Raw genomic sequence first — 25,237 nt, forward strand, 5'->3', positions numbered from 1 at the left:
CGTTTCCTCCTCCATAGGACTTCGACTCTCTCCGGGCCCGGAACTCGTCGCCCCTCTTCCCGGAAATCGCGTCTCACCCTGTCGACAACCGGGCCCACCCGATTTCGACAGGCGCCGGAAGTGAATTCGGGCGCACGGTTGATACGCGCCAGGCCGTTTCCCCCGGCGTGGCCTGCTCTGGCCTTCGCTTCGCCTGCGCGCCGTCCGGGGAGCGGGGAGAATCGCGGCATGGACGAAGAGCTCGTGGAGATCGCCCTTCCCAACGGGCAGACGATGCTGGCGTCGGTCACCCGGACCGACCAGGGCGGCGGGCCGCAGGACGTGGGGCTCGGGCAGCCGAGATCCTTCGAGGCCGTCACCGAGACGCTCCAGGGCGTCGGGGCGGCGATCATGGGGGCGCTGGACGAGTTGCGGCCGTCCCGCGCCTCCGTCGAGTTCGGGCTGGAGCTGGCGCTCAAGGGCGGCAAGCTGGTCAGCGTGTTCGTCGACTCCGGCACCAAGGCGTCGCTCAAGGTCGTGCTGGAGTGGGAGCGAGGGCGCGAGGGCGGGTGACGACGCGGATCCAGGAGCTGCTGCGCGGGTGCGTCGTCCGGCTGGCCGCCCCGGGCACGGCGGGCGGGACGGGCTTCTTCGTCGCCCCCGGCACGATCGTGACGTGCGCGCATGTCGTGGCGGGCGCCGTGGGTCCGGTGACCGCGAGCCTGGCGGGGCGGGACGTCCCCGCCGAGGTCGTCGCCGTCCACCCGGACGAGCCGGGCAGCCCCTACCCGTTTCCTGATCTCGCGCTGCTGCGGGTGGACGAGACCGGCCACCCCTGCGTCCTGCTCGACACCGCCGACCCCCGGTGGGACGACCGGATGCACTGCGCGGGCTACACGCGCACCTGGCCGGGCGACGAGCCGACACCCGAACCGGAGCTGTTCACGTTCGTCGGCGTCCACCATGTCGACGGCCCGTATCTGAAGCTGTCGGGCGGGCAGGCGGTGCCCGGGATGAGCGGCGGGCCGCTGGTGAACCTCCGCACCATGGCGGTCTGCGGAATCCTGAAGACGACGCGGCACGCGGACGCGCCCTACGGCGGGTGGGGGATCCCCCTGGCGCCGCTGCGGGAGCTGCATCCCGAGGTGATCGCCGAAGCGGACGCCTTCCACCGGGCCGACCGGCGATGGCGCGAGGCCACCGACCCCATCGACCCGCTGCTGGCCGGGCTGTCCGCCGTCGGGGCCGACTATGTGTCCCGCATCGAGAACTTCCTCGTCGAATACCTGGGGCGCCCCGGCCATCCGACGCCGTTCGGTGGACGGGACGCGCAACTCGCCGAACTCACCACATGGCTGCGCTCGCCGGACGCGACACCGTACGCGCTCGTGGCGGCGGAGGCGGGCCGGGGAAAGTCGGCGCTGCTGGTGCGATGGTCGCAGGACGTGCTGCGGCAGGGGCTCGCCGACGTGATCGTGATCCCGGTGAGCCTTCGTTTCAACACCGGACACGCCTCGGTGGTCTTCCCGGCGCTCGCCACCCGGCTCGCGAAGGTGTACGGGGAGCCGCCGACGTCCACCGAACTGTCGGCCGAGCAGTGGAAGGAGGTCTGCGCGGGGTATCTGCGGCGGCCACCGCCGAGCGGCCGTCCGCTGCTCGTGGTCGTCGACGGGCTGGACGAGGCGACCGACTGGCGGCCCGGTCCCGACCTGTTCCCGGCCGTGCCCGCGCCCGGGGTGCGGGTGCTCGCGTCCGCCCGGTACCTGGCGGGCGACGTCGCCGCCGAGGGCTGGCTGGCCCGGCTGAACTGGCCGCCGCCGCTCGCGACCGCGATGGCGCTGCCGCCGATGGACCGCGACGGGGTGGCGCAGGTGCTGGTGGAGATGGGCGACCCGCTCGTCCATCTGGCGAGCGTCGTCGACGTGGTCAGCGAGCTGTATCGGTTGAGTGAGGGCGATCCGCTGCTCGTCCGGCTGTACGTGGAGGCCCTGCTGCCCTACGGCGAGCGCGCGGCCGCCATCAGCCCGGACGAGCTGCCGACGATCGACCGGGGCCTCGGCGGCTACTTCGAACGCTGGTGGCTGGAGCAGGAACGGCTGTGGGACCAGCAGGGCCGCAACTCCCGCGAGGAGCGCCGCAACCTCCAGGACGTGCTGAACGCGCTGTCCAGCTCGCTCGGCCCGCTCAGCCTGGACGACCTGGCCGAGCTCCTGCCCGACCTGCCGGGGCTGACGCTCGGCTCCCTCACCCGCGAGGTCGGACGGTTCGTCATCGGCGACGGCCGAGCCACCGGATTCGTGTTCTCCCATCCACGGCTCGCGATGTTCTTCCTGGACGCCATGAGCGCCCGCGAACGCCGCGCCTGGGAGGAACGCTTCCTCGACTACGGGCGGCAGACCCTGGAGAGGGTGCGGGGTGGGGAGACCGACGTCCCGTCCTATCCGATCCGTTTCCACGGAGCCCACCTGGAGGCCGCCGCCGCACCGGACGAGGAGCTGTACGCCCTCCTGGACCGGACGTGGCTGCGCGCATGGGAGGCCCTGGAGGGCGGCGACAGCGGCTTCCTCAACGACAGCGAACGGGCGTGGCGGCGCGCCGAGACTGGGGCCGACGCGCGCTCGTTCGAGGTGCGTCTGCTGTGCGCGCTGATCAGGTCCAGCGTGGCGGCGCGCAGCGAGAACATCCCGCCCCGGCTGCTGGTGGAGTCGGTCGTGGCGGGCGTCATCACCCCGGCCCAGGCGGTGGCGCTGTGCCGCCGGATCTCGGACGAGGACCGCAGGGCGCGCGCGGTGATCCGGCTGGCGCCCGCGCTGCCGGTCGAGTGGTCCGGCGAGTTCGTCGCGATCGCGGGCTCGATGACGCGCGGGACGATCACCGCCCATGTCCTCACCAACATCGCGGCCCATCTCGACGAACGGTCGGTCAGGCGGGCGCTGTCCGTCGTCCGCGCCCTGGCGGCCGACCAGCCGCGACTCCTCCCGTTGGCGGCGCTGTCCGCGCGGCTGCCGCAGGAGGAGGGGGACGCGGTGACCGGCGAGATCATGGCCACGCTGCCCGCCCACCTGGCATCGCTCCGCAACGACGCCGCGCGGGGACGTTCGCTCACCGCCCTCGCGGACCGCGTCGCACCCGAACGTCTCCCGGAACTCGCCGCTCTCGCCGACCGCGTCGAGGACCCCCGGGCCGCCGTCCGCGCGCTGTGCGCGATCGCCCGCCGCCTGCCGCCGCCCGAGCGGGAGGAGCTGGTCGGACGGGCCGTCCACCGCGCCGAGGTCGTCCACCGGGAGCTCCCGAAGCCGTGGGCCCTGGCCCAGGTCGACCTGGCGCTGGCCGAACTGCTGCCGGAGATGCGCGTACCGGCGCTGGAGGCGCTGGAGACGGTCGCGCGGTGGGGCGAGCGGGTGGACCGGCAGCTCTTCGCCGCCCGCTCGTGGCTCGGGACGATCGAGCGCCGCGACTGGCCCGCGCTGCTCCTGAGTTCCCTGCGCTGGTCCACCGGGCACCTGATGGAGGAACTCGCCCCCTGCCTTCCCGCGGACATCCGGGCGTGGCTGTCCGACCCCGACTCAGCGGCTCCGGGCGGACTGTGGGCGGGACCGCAGAGTCCGCCCGAGGGGCCGGAGGTGCGGGCGTGGTCGCTCGCCGCCGAAGGGCCCGCCGCCGCGCCGGGCCTGGTCGCCGCCGCACTTCGGGACGCCGGGGAACTCTGCCCCGCGCAGCGCGCCCCCACGCTGACCGCGCTCGCGCTGTGCCACACGGGCGAGGACCGGCGACGTCTGCTGACGGAGGCGCTCACCGGGGCGCAACAGATCGACGACCTGCCCGCGCGGCTCGCGACCCTGCCGACCGTCATGGACGATCTCGACAGCCCGGAGCGAGCGGCGGCGCAGAAGCTCCTCTTCAAGGCGAGGACCGGGGGGCCGCTCGCGCACGTCCTCAACGTGGGGCCGATCGAACCGGACGCCGTGGACTCCGCGCTGGCCGCCGCTCGCGACGCGCCGGAGCCGCTCGACCGCGCCCAGGCGCTGATCGTCCTGATGGCAGGGGTGCCCGCGGACCGGCGCGCCGAATGCCGCGAGCCCGCCGTCACGGCACTGCTGGAGCTGCCGCTCCAGTCCCGCCTCCGCGTGCTCCTGGGACGGGGACGGGGACGCGGCGCGACCGACGGCATCGACGAGGTCCTGTACGACCCGGCGGCGCTGGCGGACGCGGGAGAGGAGTACCTGTTCAGGATCCTGCCGAACATCAGGCACAGACCGGAGCTGCTCGACCGGGCCGTGGAGCGGCTGGCGCTCTTGTTGTTCGCACCGTTCGGAGGATCTCACCATCCGAGCTTCTTCCTGTCGGTATGGCCACAGCTCTCCCGCCAACTCCCCCAGAACGCCGTACGCACGTTGTGGACGGCGGCGCTCTCGGCGACCCCGACGGTGCGGGCGGACGTGATTCCCCTGCTCGTCCCCCGGCTCCCCGCCGACCTCCTCGAAGACGCCGTCGACGCGGCGCTGCGCGACGCCAGGGCTCCCGCGGACGCCGAGACGCTGGCCGACGGGCTCGCGGCCGTCTACGCGGGCCTTCCGGCCGAGCCGCGTCTCCGGTTGCTCGACGCCGCGCTCGGGCCCAAGGCGCATCTCGCCCGCCTCCAGCAGATCGCGGCGCATGTCGCCCCCGAGCAGCGGCGGACGGTCATCGACCGGGTCGCGGAGCTGATCCCGGCCGATCAGGCCGCGCTCTACCCGACCCTCGTCCGGACGTACCCGGAGGAGCTGACGCGGCCCGTCCTCACAACGGTCCTGGAAGCCGAGCCATCGACGATCCCCACGCAGACCCTGGCCGAACTCTGCGCGCATGTGGACGCCGAAACGGCCGAGGCGCTTCAGAACGAGATCCTGGAATCCGTCCAGCACTGTGACATCGCCACCATCCGTCGGTTGCTGCGGAGCCTTCCCGAGCAGCTCGCCCCCGAGGTCGTCCGGCGTGTCATGCGCGACCGGCCGTCCCAGGACCTCAGCCCGCTGATCAAGGAGCTGCCCACGGCCGCGCTCCCGCCTCTGGCCGAACGGATCGTGCGGCTCGAACCGCCCTCCGCCCGGCTCACCGCGCTCGGGCCCCTCGTCGCGCGGGACGGCACACGGATGCCGGACTCGCGCTGGCGGGCGGCGCTCGAAATGATCGAGGACCTCGCCGTCCAGGGGAAGGTGGGGTCGAACGAGGTTCTCGCCTTCCTGCGCAAGGCGCTGCCGCCCATGGACGACGACCGGGCGCGCGACTTCACCGACGCCATCCTGCGGTGCCCCGATCCCAGCAGGTGCGCGGCGGCGCTGGCCGCGCTCGCCGAGCGCGTCTCACCGGCGGCGCGGGCGGCCGTCCTGGACCGGATGCTCGACATCGTCGACGCCGGGCCGAACGCGCGGCACGCGGCGCGGGTCCTGACCGAGGCCGCGGCCGTCGCCGCCGGGAACGACCGTGGGACATGGCGGACGCTGGAGGCCGTCGCCCGGCTCCATCACGACCACTCCCGGCACGGCGCCCTGGAGAAGCTGACCCCGGCGATCAGGAAGTCCACGGCGTCCACCGCCGCCCCAGTGCCCGAGTGGGACCGCGCCCTGCGCCAGCTCTCGCGCCGCTCCAGGCCGACCGCCGTCATGGACCTGGTCCTGCTGGTGTCGGGCGGCGCTCCGCTGGCGCCCCGGCCGCAGGACATGGCGGCGGCGTACTTCGGCGCGCTGCGCGCGACCGGCGAATGGTGGCCGTGACGTCGGCCGGACAGACCGTACGAGAACATCGGACGGCTCCCGTGGTGGCTGACGCGCATGGCCCGGGGCGGCAAAGTGCTGGCGCCCGGCCCGCGCGACCTGATCAGCCCGCCGCGTCACACCACGACGGGGGAGTTGCTCGAAACCTGCGTCCGGGTGCCGCTTCGGTGGACGCGATGGGCCCCCGTCCGCTAGAGAGACCCATATGACCGCTTTGGTTCTCGGACCGCATCTCCGGCATGTGAGTCACCGCACCGCGACGATCTGGGTGGAGACCGACCGTCCGTGCGAGGTCAGGGTCGTCAACGCGGAGCGCGGGCTGGACTCGGGCGCCCGCACGTTCACCGCGCACGGCCACCATTACGCGCTCATCGAGATCGACGGTCTCGAACCGGGCGCCCGGGTGCCGTACGAGGTCGTCGTCGACGGCGAGACCGTCTGGCCGGAGTCGGGAAGCGAGTTCCCGCCGTCCCAGCTCAGGACCCTCGACCCGGACGGCGACCTGCGGATCTCGTTCGGGTCGTGCCGCCGCTCGCCCGGCACCGTCGAACGGTTCGGACACGACGCGCTCACCGCGTTCGCGCGGCGGCTGCGCGACGGCGGCGACTCGGTCGCCTGGCCCGACATCCTGCTGATGGTCGGCGACCAGGTGTACGCCGACGAGCTGAGCGACGCGATGCGCGAGTTCATCCGGAGCCGCCGCGCGCCCGGCGCGCCGCCGGACGACGAGGCCGCCGACTTCGAGGACTACACGCACCTGTACAAACTGGCCTGGCACGACGATCCGGAGGTGCGGTGGCTGCTGTCCACCGTCCCCACGTTCACGATCTTCGACGACCACGACATTCGCGACGACTGGAACACCTCGTTCACGTGGCGCCAGGAGATGTGGGCGCAGCCCTGGTGGAAGGCCCGCATCACCGGCGGGATCGGCTCGTACTGGATCTACCAGCATCTCGGGAACATGTCGCCGCGGGACCGGGCGTCCGACCCCGTCTTCAAGGCGGTGCGGGACGCGTCCGACGGCACCGGCGACGCGGGCGCCGTGCTCGACGAGTTCGCCGAGAGGGCCGACAAGGAACCGGCCAGCACCCGGTGGAGCTACGCGCACGACTGGGGCGCGACCCGGCTGATCGTCGTCGACAGCCGCTGCTCCCGGCTCCTCACCGCCGAACGGCGCGGCATGCTGGACGACGACGAGTTCCGCTGGCTGGACGAGCAGTGCCAGGGCGGCATGGACCATCTGCTCATCGCGAGTTCCCTGCCCTACCTGCTGCCGATGGCGATCCACCACGCGGAGTCGTGGAACGAGGCGATGGCGGGCGGCGCCTGGGGCACGGGCATGGCGGGGCTCGGCGAGAAGGTCAGGCAGGCGGCCGACCTGGAGCACTGGGCCGCGTTCGAGCGGTCCTTCCGCCAGGTGGCCGCCGGGGTCGTCGCCGTCGGACGCGGTGAACGCGGCCCCGCACCGGCCAGCATCTCGTTCCTGTCCGGCGACATCCACTACTCGTACCTGGCGCGGGTCACCCGGCCGGGCACCGAGTCGAAGGTGTCGCAGATCGTCTGCTCGCCCCTGCGGAACCCGCTGATCGGCAAGTTCCGCCTGGCCAACCGCGTCGCCTACTCGCGGGCGGCGGGCTGGCCGTTCCGCGCGCTGGCGAAGATGTCGAAGGTGCCCGCCCCGCCGATCCGGTGGCGGATGACGGACGGGCCCTGGTTCGACAACGCCATCGCGACGGTCCGGCTGTCGGGACGCGACTGCGACGTGCGCTGGGAGTCGCCCCGGGACGGCGGCACGCTCGGCGAGATGGGCCGCGCCACCATCACCGGTTGACATGCGCGGGGTGCGTTCATTCCACCCCCTCGCCGGAACGAACGCACCCCGCGTGGGACGGCCCGCCCCGGTACCGCCCCACTCTCCTGACGACGGCGCGACCTGCGGCATGACGCGGTTCCCGCGAAATTCTGCGACTGTGACCAAAGTGGGCGACGATTCGTGGCCAATCCGTCACAATGAGCTAACATGGAGCCTCCCACCGGCCACGACGACGCCATGGACGACCCAGCCCCGCCCGAACCCTCCCCCCGGGAGCCCGGCGACGCGGAGCTGATCGCCCGGGTGCGCGCGGGCGACGTCGCCGCCTACGGGATCCTCTACGAACGGCATCTGGCCGCCGCGCGCGGCCTCGCCCACCAGCTCGCCGGGCGCAACGGCGCCGACGACGCCGTCCAGGACGCCTTCACCAAGGTCCTCACCATCATGCGGAGCGGCGGCGGGCCCGACGTCGCGTTCCGCCCCTACCTGCTCACGGTCGTCCGGCGGGCCGTGTACGACCGGCGGCGCGCCGACCGCCGCGTCCAGCCCACCGACACGATCGAGAGCTACGACCCCGGCGTCCCGTTCGAGGACCCGGCTATCGCCGAGCTGGAACTCTCGATGGCCGCCAGGGCGTACCTGTCGCTGCCCGAACGGTGGCGGACGGTGCTCTGGCACACCGAGGTCGAGAACGAGCGGCCCGCCCAGATCGCCCCCCTGCTCGGCCTCACCGCGAACGGCGTAGCCGCGCTCGCCTACCGGGCCCGCGAGGGGCTGCGCCAGGCCTACCTGACGATGCACCTGCGCGACATCGCCCCCGACGACGCCTGCCGTCCGGCGCTGGAGAAGCTCAGCCAGTACGTGCGGGGAGCGCTGGCCCAGCGCGACTCCCACAAGGTGAGGCGCCACCTGGCCGACTGCAAGCGATGTAAGGGCGTCCACGCCGAGTTGATCGACCTCAACGGAAAGATCGGCGGCATCCTCGGCCCGCTCGTCGTGGGGGCCTCGGCGGCGCGCTACGCGACGGCGAGCAAGTCCGGCGGCGCGGTGCGGCGGGCGATCAGGCGCGTCCCGAAGCGGCAGCAGCAGGCGCTCGCGGGCGGAACGGCGGTCGTGGTGGCGGCCGCCGTCGCCCTGGCGTTCATGCTGGTCTCCGACAAGGAGCCGATGCGGCCCGCGCCCCGGCCGCCGGTCGCCGTCCGACCCGTGGCCCCGCCGCCCGCGACCCCGCGACCGCCCGCTCCTTCGCCCCCGGCGCCCGCGCCGCCCTCGAAACCGCGTCCCGCCCCGGTTCACGAACCGCACCGGGAAAGGCCGGTCAAGAAGCCACGGCTTGACCCACCGCGCGCCGTGCCACCGGCAGACTTCCAAGGGATCCAGATCCACATCGAGGTGGAGACGGCATGGCACCACGTCGACGTCCGGGCAAAGGTGCGCGCGGACGTCCCACGGAAGGTCCGTGTCAGGGCGAAGGTGCACGTGAGGATCCGGGCGCACGACGTGCCGCGCGGATGGCCCCGGAGCGTGCCGACGCACGTCCAGCGCCCCATGACCTGGACCGGTGGCCACGGGCGGTTGAAGGCCAGGTCGTGGGGACCCCGGCACTGAACCCCTGGACCTGATTGTTCCCGTAAAGATCATGGGGAAGGCGAAGGGAGGACGGGAACGGCTGATAGCGTCCGCCGCGGGTGGCGAATCTTGTTACCGGGGAGTCGCCAACCGGCGGCTTGTCGTGAAAGAGTGGCGAATCGCCGTATTGGCCTACCGGGTTGACGCGCTTCACTACGCTATAGGCGGCCCGGGACACTTCGCCGGATGGGCATGCCGTGAGCTCCCATGTTGAGGAAGGGCGGTGTCGCATGGATCGCTGCGCGCTGTTCGTAGACGCCGGCTACCTGCTGGCCGACGGTGCGATGGCGGTGCACGGCACCCGCCACCGCGAGACCGTCTCGTGGGACTTCGGCGGTCTCCTCCAACTCCTCGGAAACCTGGCCAGAGAACGCACCGGCATGCCGTTGCTGCGCTGCTACTGGTACGAGGCGACCGTCGAGGGCCGTCGCTCCCCCGAACACGACGCGCTCGCCGACCTGCCCGGGCTCAAGCTGCGGATCAACCAGATCCGTCCCGGCCGCCGCGAGGGCGTCGACACCGAGATCCACCGCGACCTGATGACCCTCGCCCGCAACGGCGCGCTCACCGACGCCGTCCTGGTCAGCGGCGACGAGGACCTCGCCCGCGTCGTCGCCGACGCCCAGGACTTCGGCGTCCGCGTCACCATCGTGCACGTCGCCGTCGACGGCAACTGGACCATCTCCAGGACGCTGCGGCAGGAATGCGACGACCTCATCGAGATCAGCTCGGGACACCTGCGGCCCTACGTCAACATCCTCGCCGGGGCCGACGCCGCGGCCGCCGCCTCGTCGGCCGGGCCGCTGTCCAACGGGCACGGCCCGAACGGCCACGGCGGCACCCTCGGCACGCTCCAGCCCGCCGCGCACCACGGCCCGCCGCCCGCGTCCCCGATCGGCGGACAGCCGCCGGTGCCGAGCCCGGCCGTCCGCGACCTCGGCCCCGCCATGGGCGGCGGCACCAGCTTCGGCGGCGTCCCGATCCTCGGCGACCCCGGGCCGACCGGCGGCGGCCCCACCGGCCCGATGTCACTGCCCGGCGGCTCCACGTCCTTGCCGTCCTACGGGACGGGCGGACGGCAGTCGCCGCTGCAACCCACGTCGGCGCCCGGGCCGTCCAGTACCCAGTCGCCCATGCCCGCGCCGCCGCAGAGCCAGTACAACCCGTCGCCCGTCCCGGCTCCGTCCCCGCCGCCACCGCCGCAGACGATCCAGCCGGACAGCCGCCCGCACGGCCCCTACACCGGCCCCCAGCAGATCTCGCCCGCCCCCGTCCAGCAGAACGCCCCGACCCTCGCGGACGCCGTCAAGGCCGCCCACCAGGAGGGCCAGGACTTCGGCGAGTCCGTCGCCAGGGACGCGCCCGCGCTGTGGCTGGAGGCCGTCCTGGCCCGCAAACCGCGCATGCCGTCCGACCTTGAGGCCCGCCTCCTCCAGGGCTCCTCACTTCCGATCGACTTCCTGCTGCACGACGAGGTCCGCCATGCGCTGCGCCGCGGATTCTGGGACGCCCTAGAACGTTCCCGCAGGTAAAGCGACAGATACGCACCGGTATTCCACGATCATCAGTGATTCGCCCGCTTCGGTCGCGCGGCGGCGGGTAGCGTTGAAGCGTGACGCATGTGACGGAAGACGATCTCGACGACCTGGAGTTCGACACCCTGCGCACCGGCGATCACATCTCGGCGGCCAGGCGGCTGTCCGAGCTGGCCGAGTCGGTGTCCGGCGGAGTGTCACGCGCCAACGTCCTGCTGCGCGCGGGCGAACAGTGGCAGCACGCGGGCGACCACGGCAGGGCCGCCGAGCTGTACCGCAAGGCCCTCGACGACGGCGGCGACACCTACGGCGACGCCCGCGCCTACCTCGCCGACGCGCTGTTCGAGTTGGACCGCGCCGACGAGGCCCGCACCCTCGTCGAACAGATCCGCGCCGACCGCCCCAGCGACCCCGAGGTCTACCGCACCGTCGCCGAGGTCCTCTACGCCCAGGGCGACGCGACCGGCGCCCACGAGTGGGCCACCAGCGGCGCCGACGTCATCCTCGCCCTCCGCGACCGCGCCGTCGGCACCGGCATCGGCGGCGGCCCCGACGAACCCCCGGCCTCCGAGGCCGACACCCTCACCCCCGGCCCCGACGACGTCGCCATCGCCGAGGACAGCCTCGAAGCCCTCCTCCGCCTCCGCTACCGAGCCCGCATAGACCTGGGCCGAGGCGAAGACGACTACGACGCCCTGTTGGATGATCTGCTCAAAAATTAGAGGGGGGCGACCCCCCTAGACCCCCCGCGCGACGCAGGCGATCCTCACGCCGCTGTTGAGGTCTCTTTGCCTGTCGCGGTTTCTGTGCGTCGCTGCGGTCGCCTGCGTCGGCGGGTCGTGCGACCTCCGGCGCCGGGGGCGCCTCCCGCCGCACAACCCGTGACTGTGGCTGGGGTTTTAGAGGGCCGTAAGAAGGTTTCTCAGGGCTTGGGGGATTGTGGTTGGGGGTTCTTGGTCTGTGGTGGGCCAGGTGCGTAGGCGGGCCTCTCTTAGGGCCTGGTCGTGGTTTGTGGGGGCGGAGCGGTCCCGGTGGGTTCGGAGGTAGGCGCAGGGCGCCTCCGGCCAATCTGGGGGCATGGGGAGGTCGTTCTCGGTCTGGTCCTGGGGGCGGGGGAGGTCGGCGTCGATGAAGACGTAGCCCGCTATGGGGCGGTGGGCGGCGCGTTGGGCCAGGGCTATGCCGGGGAGGAGGGGGCCTGCGGTGCCGTGGGCGGCGAGGGTCAGGGGTGGTTCTGGGTCCGTCGCGGTGATGGTCAGGGAGGCGCGGGCTATGTAGCGGGGGCCGGTCGCGTCGGGGACGTCGGGGGTTATCACGTGGACGCCGTAGGAGCGGAGAGCTTCGGGGAGGTCGCCCCAGGCGGCGGCGGTGGCGTTCGGCTCGTGCAGGAGGACCAGAGTTCCCGGCGTCATGGCGGGCACCGTACACGGTCCCAATAGGGTTCTTCCTGTGAGCGATCGTGATGAGCTGCTGCGGCAGATCAAGGACAAGGCCGTCGTGCACGGGGACTTCGTGTTGTCTTCGGGGCGGCGGGCGTCGTGGTACGTGGACCTGCGGAGGGTGACGCTGGACGGTGCCGCGGCGCCGCTGGTGGGGCGGGTGATGTTGGACGAGACCGCCGACCTCGACTACGACGCGGTCGGGGGGCTGACGCTCGGCGCCGATCCGGTGGCGACGGCCATGTTGCACGCGGCGGCGGCACGTGGGCGGGCGCTGGACGCCTTCGTCGTGCGGAAGGAAGGCAAGGCGCACGGGTTGCAGCGTCGCATCGAGGGGCCGGACGTGGCGGGACGCAGGGTGCTCGCCGTGGAGGACACGTCGACGACCGGCGGGTCCGTCCTCACCGCGGTGGAGGCGTTGCGCGAGGCGGGCGCGGAGGTCGTGGCGGTCGCGACGATCCTGGAGCGCGGCGCCGCCGGGCGCATCGCCGAGGAGGGGCTCGTGTACCGGCACCCCTACGACGTGGCCGACCTCGGTCTCTAGCCTCGGGTCTTCACGAACCAGTCGCCGCGCCGCCCGTCGGGCTTGGCCGGTTGCACCCTGCCGTAGATGACGACCTTCAGCGAACCGCCGTTCGTCGCGACCACCTGGAGGGGCGTCTCGTCGTACTTGCGGGTCTCGCCCGTGTCGAGGGTGCCCTGGGTGAGGACCTTGCCGCCGGTCTCGGCGACCCGGACCACCACGCTCGTCGCGGGGCCGATCACCTTGATGACCAGCGGCGATATCGCTGGATCCGGGCTCGTGGCGTTCGGCGACGGGTCTCCCCCGCCGCCTGAGTCGTCCACTGACGGCGCGCCGACGGACGGCCCGCTGTTCTCCGGCTCACCGGTCACCGCGTTGACCAGAGCCACGCCGCCGCCGATGAGAAGTGCCAAGGCTGCGACCACGGCCAAAGCCGCGATCAGTATGCGCGCGAGACCCCTAGGGTCCGACCGATGACGTCCCACATGGGGAGGTTAGCGATAACTGTCACCGCTGAGCGACGGACGGGACTCTTCGGGCCCATTCTTATTCGGACCACGGTCCGCCTTGCGCCCTTTCAGGACTTCCCGGACGATCGGGATGACCGACAGAACGAGGATCACGGCGACCCCCGGAAGGATGTACCGCTCGACGTCGGGGACCTCGGAACCGAGGAAGTGACCGAGCAGGAAGAGGGTGTCCGTCCAGAGGATCGCGCCGACGCAGTTCCAGACGAAGAACTTGCGCCGGTCCATGCCGAGCATCCCGGCGAGCGGGTTCAGGAACGTCCGGACGATCGGGATGAATCTGGCCAGAACTACTGCTTTGGCCGGGCCGAAACGGGTGAAGTAGTACTCGGCCTTCTCCACCCACTCCTGTCTGAAGATCCTGGAGTCGGGACGGTCGAACAGCTTGCGGCCGTAGCGCGCGCCGAGGAGATGACCCAGCTGGGCACCGGCGATGGCCGCGATGGGACCGCCGACCAGCAGCCACGGCAGCGGCAGCGGCTGGAACTCCTCCCCGTTGATCGTCGAGACCGCCGTGAGGATCCCCGCCGTGAACAGCAGCGAGTCGCCGGGCAGGATGCAGCCGAACAGCAGTCCGGTCTCAGCGAAGATGATGACGAGCACGCCGACCGTGGCGAACGTGCCGAACAGTTGGAGCCATGCCTCCGGATGGAGCCACTCGGTCACGTTGAGAGGAAGGGTCGCGAGATCCACACCGCGAGCGTACCTTTCCCCACGCTGCGATTAGGCGGGATACTGGGCGTGGACGGCAAGCCCGACCGGGAAACCGTGTGACCGGGCGCTCGCCTGGGGTAGGCGGACGTCCGGGTGCGACGGCCCGCTGGACGCCCGGCGGCACATCTGAACTTTTCACCTCCGGTGCCACGGTGGTGGCAGACCGGACGAAGAGGTTCACCTGCGGATGAAAGGACGCTGACCAATGCCCATAGCGACGCCCGAGGTCTACGGGGAGATGCTCGACCGAGCGAAGCGGGACGGCTTCGCGTTCCCGGCGATCAACGTGACGTCCAGCCAGACGCTGAACGCCGCGCTGCGCGGCTTCGCCGAGGCCGAGAGCGACGGGATCGTGCAGGTGTCCACCGGCGGGGCCGAGTACCTGTCCGGTTCCACGGTCAAGGACATGGTCGTGGGCGCGACCGCGCTCGCCGACTACGCCCGGGTCGTGGCCGCCAAGTACCCGGTGAACATCGCCCTGCACACCGACCACTGCCCGAAGGACAAGCTGGACGGCTTCATGCGTCCGCTGATCAAGATCTCGCAGGAGCGGGTGGCGCGCGGCGAGGAGCCGCTGTTCCAGTCCCACATGTGGGACGGGTCCGCCGTCGAGCTGCACGAGAACCTGCGGATCGCCGCCGAGCTGCTGGACGAGTGCGCCAAGGCCCGGATCGTCATGGAGATGGAGATCGGCGTGGTCGGCGGCGAGGAGGACGGCGTCGCCAACGAGATCAACGAGAAGCTCTACACGACGCCGGGCGACGCGCTCGCCACCGCCGAGGCCGTCGGCATCGGCGAGAAGGGCCGCTACATCCTCGCGGCCACGTTCGGGAACGTGCACGGCGTGTACAAGCCCGGGTCGGTCAAGCTGCGTCCCGAGGTGCTCAAGGAGATCCAGGACGCCGTCGGCGCCAAGTACGGCAAGGAGCGGCCGTTCGACCTGGTCTTCCACGGCGGCTCGGGCTCCACGCCCGAGGAGATCCGGGAGGCGGTGACGTACGGCGTCGTCAAGATGAACATCGACACCGACACGCAGTACGCGTTCACCCGTCCGGTCGCCGACCACATGCTCCGCAATTACGAGGGCGTGCTGAAGGTGGACGGCGAGGTCGGCAACAAGAAGCAGTACGACCCGCGCTCGTGGGGCAAGGCGGCCGAGACGGCGATGGCCGCGCGTGTCGTCGAGGCGTGCGAGCACCTCCACTCGGCGGGCGAGAAACTGAAGTGAACCACTGATCGGCGGACACGGGCGGGCGCGCGCGACGCGCCTGCCCGGCGGGCGGACGCTGACTCGATTCTGACGCCGAGTCATGGCGTTCTGATCACGGAGCGAAACGGATTATCACCCTGGGTTCAGGTTATTGCCGACTTCTGCTCTTCAGGTGGTGCGGACGGGGTTCGGGGGTGTATGCAAGGTGGGCCGATTGTCCGGACGATCCCCCTGTGGATGGACATCTCATGCCGGTCCCGGGAGCGTGAATGCCCAGGTTGTCCCCTTCCGCACCCACGTCCGACCGGGCGCTGGTCAAGGGACTGCACGACGGTGACGACACGGCCCTCGCGGCGCTCTACGACGAGTACGGTGAGCGCCTTTATGACTACGTGCTGTCAATGTCCGGTGATGAGAAAGTCGCGGCGGACATCGTGCACGACACGTTCATCGACGCGGGCCGCCGCGCGCCCCGGATGCGCGACCACCTCCAGCTGAGCTCCTGGCTGTACGGCGCGGCCCGGCGCCGCTGCATCCGGCGCGGACGCGCCGACACCCCCTTCTGGGACCGGGACGCCGACTTCACCGACACCCCGTTCCTGGACCGTTCGGAACAGGACGACCCGGCGCCCGACTGGCCGCCCCTGGACGAGCTGCACGGCCTGCTGCGCGCGTGCCTGTCCCGCCTTGAGCCCGTCGAGCAGGAGATCATGGTCCTGGCGGTGCGCCATGGGCTGCGGCCCGCGCGGCTCGGCGCGGCGCTCGGCCTGTCGTCCCGGCGGGCCGCGCTGCGGGTGTGCCGGGGGCGGACCGAGCTGGAGTCCGCGTTGCAGAAGGAGATCGACCGCGCCAACCGGGCCTGCGCCGCGGCGGCGGAGCCCGAGGACGTCCCGGAGGAGCCGCGGTCGACGGCGGTCGCCGTCCTGGCGGCCCGTCCCCCGGCCCGGCGCGACGAGCCGTCCGCGCCGCCGCCCACGGACCGGCCGCGCGGGCCCGGCGGTGACACCACCACGCAGCGGCACGCCGCCGACTGTCCCGCCTGCGCCCGTCGCGGCCGGGTGACCGCGACGGCGCTGCTGCGGCGGGCGCCCGCCCCGGTGCTGCCCGCGGCGCTGCGGCACCGCGTCATGCACACCGCGACGGACCCGGAACTCGCCGGGCACCGCGCCGACATCGCCGCGCGCGGCGGCGCCCTCACCCCGGCGGGCCTGCCGAGCCAGCCGGACGTGGCCTCGCCGTTCACCCGCCGGTGGCTGCTCACGGTCGGGGGCATGGCGAGCGCGCTGGCCGCCGCGCTCGCCGCCGTGTTCGCCATGGGCCCCGGCATCAAGGGCGACCCGCTCGCCTGGCCGCCGTTCCACGCGAACCCGCAGCCGTCCATCACGCACGAGTCGCCGCAGCAGGGGCCGGGGCACGACCGTCCGCCGTCCCACGGACCCGGCGGCGGGACGGGGGGGCCGGGCCACGCCCCCGCCGGTCCCGGGACGGGCGGGAAGACCCCGAAGGCCCCGGCCAGCTCGGCGCCGCCGTCGTCCTCGACGCCCCGTCCTCCCGGCGTCCTGGTCGTCGGCCCGACGAAGGTGCGGCTCGTCGGGACGAAGACGACCGAGGTCAGCCTCGCAGCCAAGAGCGGCCCGGTGACGTGGACGGCGATGACCTCGACCGACAAGCTCGTCCTGTCCGAGACGAAGGGCGACATGCCCGCCAACGGGACGACCCGGCTGACGCTCACCCTCCGCACGGCCGTCATCGGCCTCCCCGGCAAGGGCACGCTCACCTTCACCGACTCGACGGGCACGCCGCAGACGATCCCGGTCGAGTGGGGCGCCAGCGTCCTCTGACCGGCCGACGCGTCCGCGAGGACGGCTGACCTGCGCCGACGGCGTCCGCGTACAGATGCGGACGACCCCGGACGACGTCGAACGGCCCATCCTGTTGCCCCCTCCGCTCGGCGTGATCAAAGGTCGGGCCATCACTCAATCCGGTTACTCGGAGGAGAAACCATGAGACTGGCTCCCATGACCGCGCTCGCGGCGACGGCGCTGATCGCGGCGGCTTCGCTCACCGGCGTCGCACAGGCGGACACCGTGTCCTCGCCGCCTCGGGCCGCGGCCCCCAACTGTGACTGGAGCCCGCGCACCAACGGGCCCGGGTCGATGCGGACGGACAAGCCGATCCGGCTGCGGACCGGCCCGGCCGCGGTCTGCGACTGGATCGGTTGGACCGACATGCCCACCGGACAGAAGCTGTGGGCCTGGTGCAAGACCGTCAACAGCTCCCACAACACCTGGTACTTCGTCCGCCCGGACGTGGACGGCTGGGACGCGGGCTGGATCTACTCCGGAAACGTCGACGGCGTCAGCTCGGGCATTCCCACCTGCTGATCACCGACCGCGGGGCCGTCCCACAGGGGGCGGCCCCGCCCGGCCGGACGTCGCTACAGCGCCTCCACGGTGAACACCTGGCGGACGCTGTTGTCGCACGCCATCTGGTAGAGCGGCGCGCCCTCGCGCGTCGCGTCCCGGGGCGACCCGAGGCAGAGACCGGTGGCGACGACCCGGATCGTGTAGCCGGATATCGGGTTCTCGACGGGCGTCAGCAGGAAGTCCTCCGCTCCCGCGTTCGTCTCTCCGCAGTAGTCGTCGAACACGTACGGGCCGGGAATCGTCCGTCCCTTGGCGATGCCCATGCAGCCCGGACCGAACTCGGGGTGGTCGGTGGTGATGCGGTAGCGGTCGGCCGCGCGACGCTCCAGGGACCTCGGTGGGAAGGCCCGTTCACACGGCGCCAGCAGAACGAGGCCGCTGGTGTCGCGGCGGCGTTCGGACAGGCACAGGCCGGACCGTGCGGCACGGATGCGGTACGGCCCTGACGCCGGAAGGCCGGGCGCGGTCGCGTGGGCGGCCGGGAATCCGACCCTGCCGTCGAGCGCCGGTGCCACGCGGGGCGCACCGGCCGAGACGAGCAGCATGATCCCGCAGACGGCCAGCGATCCGATGATCGCGGGTCCCCGGCGGCGCCCCTCCGGGGGGACCGTCACCGGCTCGGCGGGATCGTGGGGGGCCGTGGGGGCGCTCACGGCGGAATCCCGGCCGCCCTCGGACGCGGAGGGACGGCCGTCCGGCAGCGGGGCCTCGGTCATCACGATGCGGCGGCGGGCCCTGACCCAGGCGTCGGCCTCGTCCTCGCCGCACCCGCACGCGCGGACCAGTGCCCGGACCTGCCCTTCCCGGGGCATGCGGGGACGGGTGGCGCTGAGCATGTCCGCGATGGTGGTCGCCGGGAGCGGCTCCCCGGCCGCGGCGGCCTTTCGTTCCAGTTCCCGGTAGGACATCCCCGACCATGCCTTCAACCGTCGCAGGCCCGCCTTGAAAGAGGGAATGTCGGCCAGATCGTCGGGGGCGGGTGCCGCATCGTCGGGTCCCATCGCGCATTCCTCCGTGCACCCAAGGTGATCACGCCGATTCGGGGTCCACTGTCGACCAATCCGGCCCGCCCGGCAACGCCCGGTTCGGACGACCCGCCCGGGTGATTCCGTCGAATGCACGGTGTGCGGGGTCGTGATCCGCCATCGGATGCGCGCGACGCCCTCCGAACCGCCATCTCCGTCGCCCGGTGCGAGCCACCGCCGCGAAGAGAATCAGCGAGCGCACATGGCGGGGACACGGCGTCAGGTGTCCCTCCACACGACGGCTCCGGTCCGCTCGTCCCGCCACGCCTCGGCGACCGTGTCCAGGTGCACGTAGCGGGCACGCCCGAGCGGGTCGAGGCCGACATGGCGGATGGCCCCCTGCCCGCCCGGCTCGCTGTCGCGAAGCGCCTGGTGCAGGTGACGCATCGCGGCGTCACGGTCGTCCGTGACGCCGCTCCACCCTCGGTCCCCAGCCCGGACGTCCCACGTGAAGATTCGATACGGGCCCCGCCCATGGGCGATCCAACTGACCCCGCGACACATGGCCACCTCTCCGTCCTGTTTCATCCACCGCCACCCGCGCCCCTACGTCATCGCCCCGACCCCCGCACGGCCGCTTCGGTCACGCGCGCCGCCGCGTCGAGCTCGTTCGCCGGACGGATCGGTACGAAGTAGGGGCATATCCTGGGCTAAACGGGAGCTTCCAACTGATGACGGGAGAAGACTTCGGCGAGGTCTGCTACACCGAGTCTTCGGGCGGAGGACGTCTTATCTCCACGCCCTCCGACGTCTTGACCTTCGCCGCAAGGTTCGACCAGATCAGCGCCAAGGCACTGATGGAGGGGCCCTCCAGGGACCTCATTCGCTCACTGATGGAGGCAGTACGGTGACCAACCCCGTGTGGCGGAAGTCGAGCCGCAGCGGAACTGAGCAGAACGCATGTGTAGAGGTCGCGCAGTTGTCGGCCGCCGTCGGCGTCCGGGACAGCAAGGACCCGGAAGGCTGCCATCTCACCCTCGCCCCCGCCGCCTTCGCCGAACTGCTCACCCAGGCCAAAGCGGGAGATCTGGACCTCTGACCAAGACGTCGGCCCCTGACCGGGGCCACGCTGACCATTCACGGTCACTCTTGCCTCGAAGCGGATGGCCTCTGGGCTTCTCTCCTTCCGACGACGGCCTGTCCGGCACGCACAGGATCGGCGTGTCAGAGGCCACGACTGACGAGGGTCTGAGTTCTGTGATCAGCGGGGGGCGGCGAGTTCGAGGTGCTGGCCACGCGGTTCCACGACCAGGCTGAACTGGTCCGGGCCGGGGCTGCCGAGGTCCCTCCACTGGAGGAACGCGGTTTCTACTTCGTCCCAGAGGCTCCGGTCTCCATACTGGGTGACAGTGTGCCCCCCACTTGGGCTGGAATCGCAGGTCGCCCATGAACCCCTGGGGTCGTCGACTTCCGCGAGGAAGCACGACTTCTCGCCATTGTCGTTGACCATGCGAAGCATGACGAGGCGTGGAACGTTCATGAGAAGCGCCAGGTCAGCACCGGCTTCCGCCTCCATGACCTGGACCGGATCCAAACGGCTGGTGCGCACCTGGGCGTCGTCCGGGTGATGCTTGGCCCATCCCGAGCCGGGCCGCTGGGAGCGCAGCATCATGTACCCGGCCCCGCCGTGGAATGTCCCCCCCGCGGTTCCGTTCTCGGTGGCCTTGAGAAGGACCTTGAAGCCGCCGACCCCCGGCATCCACGGGAGCACGGCCCGACCTCCGGGGCGGAGTTGCCGTACCCATTCGTAGGGAATCTCGCGGACACCGCACGTCACGTGAATGCCGTCGTAGGGCGCTCCGGTCGGCCATCCCGCGACACCGTCGCCGACGATCAGCGTCGGTGTGAATCCGGCTGCCCCGATGTTCTCAGCGGCTCGCGCGGCGACCTGCGGGTCGACCTCGACGCTGGTTACGTTCGCCGAGCCCACCCGATCCGAGAGGAGCGCGGCAGTCCAGCCGGTTCCGGTCCCGATGTCCAGGAGCCGCTCACCTTTGACGGGGGCGAGGAGTTCGAGGAAAGGAAACACCACGCCTGGCGCGGAGTTGGAGGACGAAGCGGACCCTTCGGCCGAGCCCGGGTCGCCCGCCCCCTCATCGCGCTGGGTGATGACCGACATGTCCGAGTACACAGCGGTCCACCAGGCGGCTGGATCGGCGGACCTGTCGATCGTGTGCGCCGGAGGGCCGTCCTCGTAACGACAGGGCATCGCGTAGCCGCGTTCAGGGACGAACAGATGCCGGGGAACGGCGTGCAGCGACCGTCGCCAGGCGGGATCGGTGAGGTCGCCGGAGGCGTCCAAGGCGTCCGCCAAGCTGTCGATGCGCTGTTCTATCGTGATCATGCTCCTCCTTCGAGGAGATCGGCGAACGCCCTCGCGATGGGCGCCTCGGTCTCGTCTTCGAGCCATGACCACTGGCCGTTCGGGTTGCACTCGAAGAACACCGGTTCACGCCGCGCGGTGAGGCCGAAGTCGAAGCAGCCGAACGCGAGGCCGAAGTACTTCAGATAGCGGGCCATAGGTTCGGCCAGCTCGGGTGGGGTCTCGCACCAGGTGTACGTCAGCCGGTCATAGTCGTATCGCCAGTCCAGTTGCGGCGGATCGGAGTCGGTCCGGACACTCAAGATCTGCTTGCCCACCATGGTCACCCGCAGGTCCGCGATCTTGTCCACGAGCCCCTAAAACAGGTGAGCCGTACCCGCGATGGTCTCGTCCAGTTCGTCGGCGTGGACGGGCTGCGTCCATATCGTCAATGGGCCTTCGGCGCCCACGTGCCGGACGTGGGTGAGCGGCTTATAGATGATCTGGCCCTGCTCGAGGGCGAACGCTCGAGCCTGCGTCGGATCGTTGGTGACCAGTGAAGGAGGGACGCGAAACCCGAGCTCTGCCGCAACGGCAAGTTGCCGGACTTTCAACGCGGCGGACCGGTTGGCGTCCGGGTGGTTCACGTATAGGCGGTTCGGTAGGTTCGCCAGGATCCCACTGAAGCCCTGACGAGCTTCCTCGGCAACGAAGTCCGCGTCCTGCGGTTCCAGGTTCGGGGGCGGCTTGTGCAAGCTGGGCCGCCTCCTATAGACCGCTCTGACCGAGCCCAGGACGAGCCGCCTGGTGGGCATCCCGAGATCACCCGTCCACTGGCCACTGCCATCAAGCCAGGCGGTGAACGTGGCGTCCGTGGGGAAGTCCGCGCCAGGATCGAGGCGCATGACAGGCACGTCACGTTTCTGGAGTTCCACGATCACACTGTCGGCGGTGGCGTCGTCCAACTCACTCAGCACCAGGACGGGCCGTTCGTCGCGCACAGGCTCGTCCTCATCACTGTCCTGATCGGTGTCCGGGTCGTACTGCTTGTGGTCGCCGCCGTCGCCCTTGTTTTGCGAGGTCTTGGTCTCGGTGGCGCGATTGCTCTTCTTGTGCTTGGCGGTGACGACGGAGCCGTCGCCCATGTAGCAGAGGCCGGTCTGAGACTCGGGGTCGAGGACCATCCTGTACGACGGAACCGGACTGACCTTCGAGAAGGGGGCGCGCCGCGAAAGGCCCCAGGGCCGGACCATGGACATCGCGATCGACTCCTCCCATACGCATGCGAGCGCCTTAACACTCCGTAGGCGATCCAGTCAGACGGTAACGCCCGATGCCCAGAACTTCGAGAGGATGCGTAGCCGGTTGCGGACACCCGGCCCCGCGCGCATGGGCGAACTCGGGGCCGTCGAGGCCGCGTTTCGGCAGGCTCCCCGCGCTGTCTGACGCACCCGCACCGGAATCCCGCGCCGTCAACGTCGGTCGGTGCCGCCCGGCTCCGGTCCGGGGCCGTGTCCTACCTCGGTGTTAGCGTCGCGGGATGCCATGTGCTGACGCCTCGTCTCGGGTGATCGCCGCGTCGTCCGAGCGGGTCTGGGACGCGCTCGTCGATCGTGAGGCGCTTGTGCGGTGGTTGCCGCCGGGCGGGATGACCGCGCGGTTCGAGCGGTTCGATCCTCGGCCCGGTGGTTCGTATCGGCTCGTGCTGACCTACGCCGATCCGTCTGGGGCGCCGGGCAAGGCGACCGCCGACTCCGATGTCGTTGATGTGCGTTTCGTTGACATCGTTCCGGGCGTACGGGTCGTGCAGGCGGTCGACTTCGTCTCGGACGATCCCGCCTTCGCCGGGACGATGACCATGACCTGGGCGCTTACGCCCGTCGATGCGGGGACGCGGGTCGACATCGTCGCCGAGGACGTCCCGGACGGCATCTCGGCGGAGGACCATGCCACGGGTCTCGCCTCGTCGCTGGCGAACCTCGCCGCCTATGTGGAGCGGCCAGCGTAGGCGGCAGACGAAACACCTCTCGGGCGTGCGTTCCAGTGGAAGCACGACGAGGGGTGATTTTACCGATTTCCCGCCTACCGGCTGTGTCGTCTTGACGTCGATGCGGGGATGGGTCGCTGGGGAGTGAGCCTCCCGAACCAGCCACATCATCACGTCGGGACTCGGCAACGGGTTCCGGTCACAACGGCCTGCGATCATCTGGGGCCTGGAAATCGAAAGCGGGGAATGTGTCGTGGCCTTGTACGGGCTGACCGTCGATGTCGGTGAGGACTTCAAGAAAATGCGTGAGGCCGGTTACGTCCTCTACGGCTTCAAGGGTGTCTCGACCACGGTCAAGAACGCCGAACCAGTCATCTGGTTCACCGATTCGACGTACGGGAAGACAAACATCATCCAGTGGAGCAAGGCATACCAGGGATACACGTCCACCTACGACCCGGAGCCCAAGCCGGTCGTCTCCTACAACCCCTATGACGTCGACATGGGGCAGACCCTGGAGATCAGCGACCCGTACGGGTCGTGCGACAGGACCGGGTCGGTGAATCCCAAGGACCCGATCACGATCTACAACGACCAAGCGCACACCCAGTTCAGGGTAGGAATCGCCGAGAAGCCGTCCAACACCGGCAAGTTCACGCCGCTGTGCGTCACCGATATCGACGCGAAGGGCACGGTCAAGTTCACGCCGGTCGAGAAGATCCTGCTCATCTTCGCCACGGAGGCGCGGGACGAGGGAGCCGTGATCACCCAGGCGTTCAGCGCCGGTGTCCTGGTCGACCTGAGCGACGGAGTCCCCAAGAAGATCACCTACAGCCGAAAGGACTCGTGGGGCGGGTTCACGGAGAAGGACCCGTGGGTTCACCCGATCAGCTACAAGGAGAACATCGTGGCGAAGCTCATCGGATCCGCCTGAGGCCAGGTCGTCTGACCAGCAGGTGAGAGCGCGGGCCAGGCGCTCTCTCGCGGTGAGTCCTTGGAGGTGGCGGCCCCCTGGTCGCCACCTCCATCAACCGAACACCTCGTCGCTCAGCGAACGGCGCCCGCATTTCCCAGAAAGAGAAACCGTGACTGACTACAAGCTCTCTCTCGTTCTGGACAACTACTCCTACACCCATCTGAAGAATCATGGATTCACGCTCTGTGGGTTCAAGGCCGCCGGGGTCAGCGATCCGCACGCGAGCGACCCGCTCGTCTGGTTCACGACGAATCAGTATCACACGGTTAGTCCAATCATCGTCAGCGGTGCGTTCCAGATATTCATCTCAGAACCCGTCAAGGGCGACGGGCCAATTACTTCTTACAGCACTTACGATATTCACCTCAAGGAGAGGTACATCGTCACCAGCGAAACGGGTGACGGAAAAATCGAAGAGGGCTACGACAAGACTCATGTGGTCATCGACAACCAGACCAAGAAGAAGTTCAGCACGGGACTTGCCGGGTCGGTCTCGGTCGCCAATGAGAAGATCGGCTCCAGTCTCTACTGCGTGAGCCCGCTCGCCGGTTGGAGTCCCGCGAATCTCAGGCCGGTCGAGAAGCTCCTGCTCTGTTTCACCTCGGAGAATGCCAGCAAGGGAAAGGTCGTCCGCAAAGCCCCCGCGAACAGCATACTGGTGGACCTCACCGCGGCCTCTGCCGAGGACGCGCCGGAGATAAATTATTCCAGCAAGGACGACAAATGGAGCTGGCCCGCAGGCACCACCTGGGCTGAGCAGATCAAGAAGGACCAGGAACTCCGATCGCATTTGATTTCCGGCTAGTTCGACGCGTCGACTGTTACCGGCCCGCCTGGGCCACCGATGACGATGGTGGACGTTCGACGCCCATGTCGGCGGATTGTGCGCCGCGAGCGTCCACGATCGCGCCATGCCGCGCGGTGGCCGCAGGCACCGTCTCTCCGGGGTGAGGGCCGACGGCGTTGATCCATCCCCCGGGACGTTGGCTTCGGGGTCGTCGCTGTGTGCTCTGATGGTCCTTTGACCTGCGGGTTTGCACTACTCTCGGGCTTTCCGGACGGTGTCTCCGTTAGTGATCACCGCCGCCGGGTTTGTCTCGTCCACCGGCCGGGTCCTCGTCGCCCGCGTGGAGTGCGGCTCAAAGTAGTCCCGAGCGGTGCTGTCTCCGCGGGGTGGGGTTGGGGTCGGGTTCGGGTTGGGGCGTGGGTGGGGAGCTGGGGGTAACCTCGCAGGTCACGGGGGTGTTGTGCAGTGCAAAATCATGTGTTGCAAATCTGGCGCGGGGCTTGTTCCTGCTCATAGCCTCCGTGGTTACCGGCGGGAAAGGTCCGCTGTCGGGTGGTTTTTTGCTCGATGGGCGGTCTGCCGGTTCGCGGTGGAGGGCGCCGGGCGGTG

General features: G+C 70.5%; 22 protein-coding genes and 2 pseudogenes. 16 read left to right on the forward strand and 8 right to left on the reverse strand.

Annotated features, from left to right (window positions below; all coding sequences use genetic code 11):
- The first annotated feature begins 228 nt into the window (after positions 1-228).
- From ABD808_RS27160 to ABD808_RS27185, 7 genes and pseudogenes are all read left to right on the forward strand, one after another.
- Entirely contained in the window at positions 229-552 is a 324-nt protein-coding gene (locus ABD808_RS27160; protein WP_344902064.1) for a CU044_2847 family protein, read from the forward strand.
- Positions 549-5,732, forward strand: a complete 5,184-nt coding sequence (locus tag ABD808_RS27165; RefSeq protein WP_344902067.1) for a trypsin-like peptidase domain-containing protein — start codon at positions 549-551, stop codon at positions 5,730-5,732. Before ABD808_RS27160 ends, ABD808_RS27165 begins: the two co-directional genes overlap by 4 nt.
- Before the next feature lie 15 nt (positions 5,733-5,747).
- Positions 5,748-5,906: pseudogene (locus ABD808_RS38640) on the forward strand (reductase); the annotation flags it as partial.
- A gap of 31 nt (positions 5,907-5,937) precedes the next feature.
- A complete protein-coding gene (locus tag ABD808_RS27170) occupies positions 5,938-7,566 on the forward strand; it encodes an alkaline phosphatase D family protein (protein ID WP_344902071.1) in 1,629 nt (542 codons plus the stop codon).
- 189 nt (positions 7,567-7,755) lie between these two features.
- The gene (locus ABD808_RS27175) at positions 7,756-9,156 is read left to right on the forward strand and encodes a sigma-70 family RNA polymerase sigma factor (RefSeq protein WP_344902074.1); all 1,401 of its coding nucleotides are present in this window, start codon (positions 7,756-7,758) and stop codon (positions 9,154-9,156) included.
- A 251-nt stretch (positions 9,157-9,407) separates the two neighbouring features.
- A complete protein-coding gene (locus ABD808_RS27180) occupies positions 9,408-10,709 on the forward strand; it encodes an NYN domain-containing protein (protein WP_344902077.1) in 1,302 nt (433 codons plus the stop codon).
- Positions 10,710-10,789: 80 nt separating this feature from the next.
- Entirely contained in the window at positions 10,790-11,434 is a 645-nt protein-coding gene (locus tag ABD808_RS27185) for a tetratricopeptide repeat protein (RefSeq protein ID WP_344902080.1), read from the forward strand.
- 177 nt (positions 11,435-11,611) lie between these two features.
- On the opposite strand, the gene ABD808_RS27190 is transcribed toward ABD808_RS27185, so the two are convergent.
- Positions 11,612-12,124: a hypothetical protein gene (locus ABD808_RS27190; protein WP_344902083.1), complete on the reverse strand. Its 513-nt coding sequence runs from the start codon at positions 12,122-12,124 to the stop codon at positions 11,612-11,614.
- Positions 12,125-12,161: 37 nt separating this feature from the next.
- Between ABD808_RS27190 and pyrE the strand changes: the two genes are divergently transcribed.
- On the forward strand, positions 12,162-12,695 hold the full coding sequence (pyrE, locus tag ABD808_RS27195) for an orotate phosphoribosyltransferase (protein ID WP_344902086.1): 534 nt from the start codon (positions 12,162-12,164) through the stop codon (positions 12,693-12,695).
- On the opposite strand, the gene ABD808_RS27200 is transcribed toward pyrE, so the two are convergent.
- Positions 12,692-13,087: a hypothetical protein gene (locus tag ABD808_RS27200; RefSeq protein ID WP_344902089.1), complete on the reverse strand. Its 396-nt coding sequence runs from the start codon at positions 13,085-13,087 to the stop codon at positions 12,692-12,694. The genes pyrE and ABD808_RS27200 overlap by 4 nt on opposite strands.
- An 81-nt stretch (positions 13,088-13,168) precedes the next feature.
- Positions 13,169-13,894, reverse strand: coding sequence for a DedA family protein (locus tag ABD808_RS27205; protein ID WP_344902091.1), 726 nt, complete (start codon positions 13,892-13,894; stop codon positions 13,169-13,171).
- Positions 13,895-14,120: 226 nt separating this feature from the next.
- Between ABD808_RS27205 and fbaA the strand changes: the two genes are divergently transcribed.
- The 3 genes from fbaA (at position 14,121) to ABD808_RS27220 (ending at position 17,509) form a co-directional block, all read left to right on the forward strand.
- Entirely contained in the window at positions 14,121-15,143 is a 1,023-nt protein-coding gene (gene fbaA, locus ABD808_RS27210; protein ID WP_344902094.1) for a class II fructose-bisphosphate aldolase, read from the forward strand.
- A 251-nt stretch (positions 15,144-15,394) separates the two neighbouring features.
- The gene (locus tag ABD808_RS27215; protein ID WP_344902097.1) at positions 15,395-16,966 is read left to right on the forward strand and encodes an RNA polymerase sigma factor; all 1,572 of its coding nucleotides are present in this window, start codon (positions 15,395-15,397) and stop codon (positions 16,964-16,966) included.
- Positions 16,967-17,128: 162 nt separating this feature from the next.
- Positions 17,129-17,509 (forward strand): hypothetical protein, encoded by a 381-nt coding sequence (locus tag ABD808_RS27220; protein ID WP_344902100.1) that lies wholly within the window; start codon positions 17,129-17,131, stop codon positions 17,507-17,509.
- A 53-nt stretch (positions 17,510-17,562) separates the two neighbouring features.
- Here the strand turns inward: ABD808_RS27220 and ABD808_RS27225 are convergent, their stop codons facing one another.
- Together ABD808_RS27225 and ABD808_RS27230 are read right to left on the reverse strand one after the other, a co-directional pair.
- Complete coding sequence (locus ABD808_RS27225) at positions 17,563-18,552, reverse strand: helix-turn-helix domain-containing protein (protein ID WP_344902103.1); 990 nt, start codon at positions 18,550-18,552, stop codon at positions 17,563-17,565.
- 243 nt (positions 18,553-18,795) lie between these two features.
- Positions 18,796-19,104: a hypothetical protein gene (locus ABD808_RS27230; RefSeq protein WP_344902107.1), complete on the reverse strand. Its 309-nt coding sequence runs from the start codon at positions 19,102-19,104 to the stop codon at positions 18,796-18,798.
- Positions 19,105-19,214: 110 nt separating this feature from the next.
- On the opposite strand from ABD808_RS27230, the pseudogene ABD808_RS27235 reads away from it, so the two are divergent.
- Both ABD808_RS27235 and ABD808_RS27240 read left to right on the forward strand, forming a co-directional pair.
- Positions 19,215-19,427, forward strand: a pseudogene (locus tag ABD808_RS27235) (Scr1 family TA system antitoxin-like transcriptional regulator); the annotation flags it as partial.
- A complete protein-coding gene (locus ABD808_RS27240) occupies positions 19,424-19,615 on the forward strand; it encodes a DUF397 domain-containing protein (protein ID WP_344902110.1) in 192 nt (63 codons plus the stop codon). The pseudogene ABD808_RS27235 and the gene ABD808_RS27240, both read left to right, overlap by 4 nt.
- A 162-nt stretch (positions 19,616-19,777) precedes the next feature.
- Here the strand turns inward: ABD808_RS27240 and ABD808_RS27245 are convergent, their stop codons facing one another.
- From ABD808_RS27245 to tgmA, 3 genes are read right to left on the reverse strand one after another with little or no spacing between them, the layout of a single operon-like run.
- Complete coding sequence (locus ABD808_RS27245) at positions 19,778-20,920, reverse strand: methyltransferase domain-containing protein (RefSeq protein ID WP_344902113.1); 1,143 nt, start codon at positions 20,918-20,920, stop codon at positions 19,778-19,780.
- A complete protein-coding gene (locus tag ABD808_RS27250; RefSeq protein ID WP_344902116.1) occupies positions 20,917-21,249 on the reverse strand; it encodes an MvdC/MvdD family ATP grasp protein in 333 nt (110 codons plus the stop codon). The genes ABD808_RS27245 and ABD808_RS27250 overlap by 4 nt, the downstream gene beginning before the upstream one ends.
- 6 nt (positions 21,250-21,255) lie before the next feature.
- Positions 21,256-22,137 (reverse strand): putative ATP-grasp-modified RiPP, encoded by an 882-nt coding sequence (gene tgmA / locus ABD808_RS27255; protein ID WP_344902119.1) that lies wholly within the window; start codon positions 22,135-22,137, stop codon positions 21,256-21,258.
- A 281-nt stretch (positions 22,138-22,418) separates the two neighbouring features.
- On the opposite strand from tgmA, the gene ABD808_RS27260 reads away from it, so the two are divergent.
- The 3 genes from ABD808_RS27260 (at position 22,419) to ABD808_RS27270 (ending at position 24,646) form a co-directional block, all read left to right on the forward strand.
- The gene (locus ABD808_RS27260) at positions 22,419-22,886 is read left to right on the forward strand and encodes an SRPBCC family protein (RefSeq protein WP_344902122.1); all 468 of its coding nucleotides are present in this window, start codon (positions 22,419-22,421) and stop codon (positions 22,884-22,886) included.
- Between the two features lie 232 nt (positions 22,887-23,118).
- On the forward strand, positions 23,119-23,799 hold the full coding sequence (locus tag ABD808_RS27265; RefSeq protein ID WP_344902125.1) for a hypothetical protein: 681 nt from the start codon (positions 23,119-23,121) through the stop codon (positions 23,797-23,799).
- Between the two features lie 151 nt (positions 23,800-23,950).
- Positions 23,951-24,646 (forward strand): hypothetical protein, encoded by a 696-nt coding sequence (locus tag ABD808_RS27270; RefSeq protein WP_344902128.1) that lies wholly within the window; start codon positions 23,951-23,953, stop codon positions 24,644-24,646.
- Positions 24,647-25,237 lie beyond the last annotated feature (591 nt).

Origin of the sequence: Actinomadura meridiana, assembly GCF_039537545.1 — a bacterium.
GTDB lineage: Bacteria > Actinomycetota > Actinomycetes > Streptosporangiales > Streptosporangiaceae > Spirillospora > Spirillospora meridiana.

Bases quoted from the DNA above. Each gene is read 5' to 3' on its own strand.
- ABD808_RS27160 (WP_344902064.1), top strand. From the start codon at position 229: ATGGACGAAGAGCTCGTGGAGATCGCCCTTCCCAACGGGCAGACGATG.
- ABD808_RS27170 (WP_344902071.1), top strand. From the start codon at position 5,938: ATGACCGCTTTGGTTCTCGGACCGCATCTCCGGCATGTGAGTCACCGC.
- ABD808_RS27175 (WP_344902074.1), top strand. From the start codon at position 7,756: ATGGAGCCTCCCACCGGCCACGACGACGCCATGGACGACCCAGCCCCG.
- ABD808_RS27180 (WP_344902077.1), top strand. From the start codon at position 9,408: ATGGATCGCTGCGCGCTGTTCGTAGACGCCGGCTACCTGCTGGCCGAC.
- ABD808_RS27190 (WP_344902083.1), bottom strand. From the start codon at position 12,124: ATGACGCCGGGAACTCTGGTCCTCCTGCACGAGCCGAACGCCACCGCC.
- fbaA (WP_344902094.1), top strand. From the start codon at position 14,121: ATGCCCATAGCGACGCCCGAGGTCTACGGGGAGATGCTCGACCGAGCG.
- ABD808_RS27215 (WP_344902097.1), top strand. From the start codon at position 15,395: ATGCCCAGGTTGTCCCCTTCCGCACCCACGTCCGACCGGGCGCTGGTC.
- ABD808_RS27220 (WP_344902100.1), top strand. From the start codon at position 17,129: ATGAGACTGGCTCCCATGACCGCGCTCGCGGCGACGGCGCTGATCGCG.
- ABD808_RS27225 (WP_344902103.1), bottom strand. From the start codon at position 18,552: ATGGGACCCGACGATGCGGCACCCGCCCCCGACGATCTGGCCGACATT.
- ABD808_RS27230 (WP_344902107.1), bottom strand. From the start codon at position 19,104: ATGAAACAGGACGGAGAGGTGGCCATGTGTCGCGGGGTCAGTTGGATC.
- ABD808_RS27245 (WP_344902113.1), bottom strand. From the start codon at position 20,920: ATGATCACGATAGAACAGCGCATCGACAGCTTGGCGGACGCCTTGGAC.
- tgmA (WP_344902119.1), bottom strand. From the start codon at position 22,137: ATGTCCATGGTCCGGCCCTGGGGCCTTTCGCGGCGCGCCCCCTTCTCG.
- ABD808_RS27260 (WP_344902122.1), top strand. From the start codon at position 22,419: ATGCCATGTGCTGACGCCTCGTCTCGGGTGATCGCCGCGTCGTCCGAG.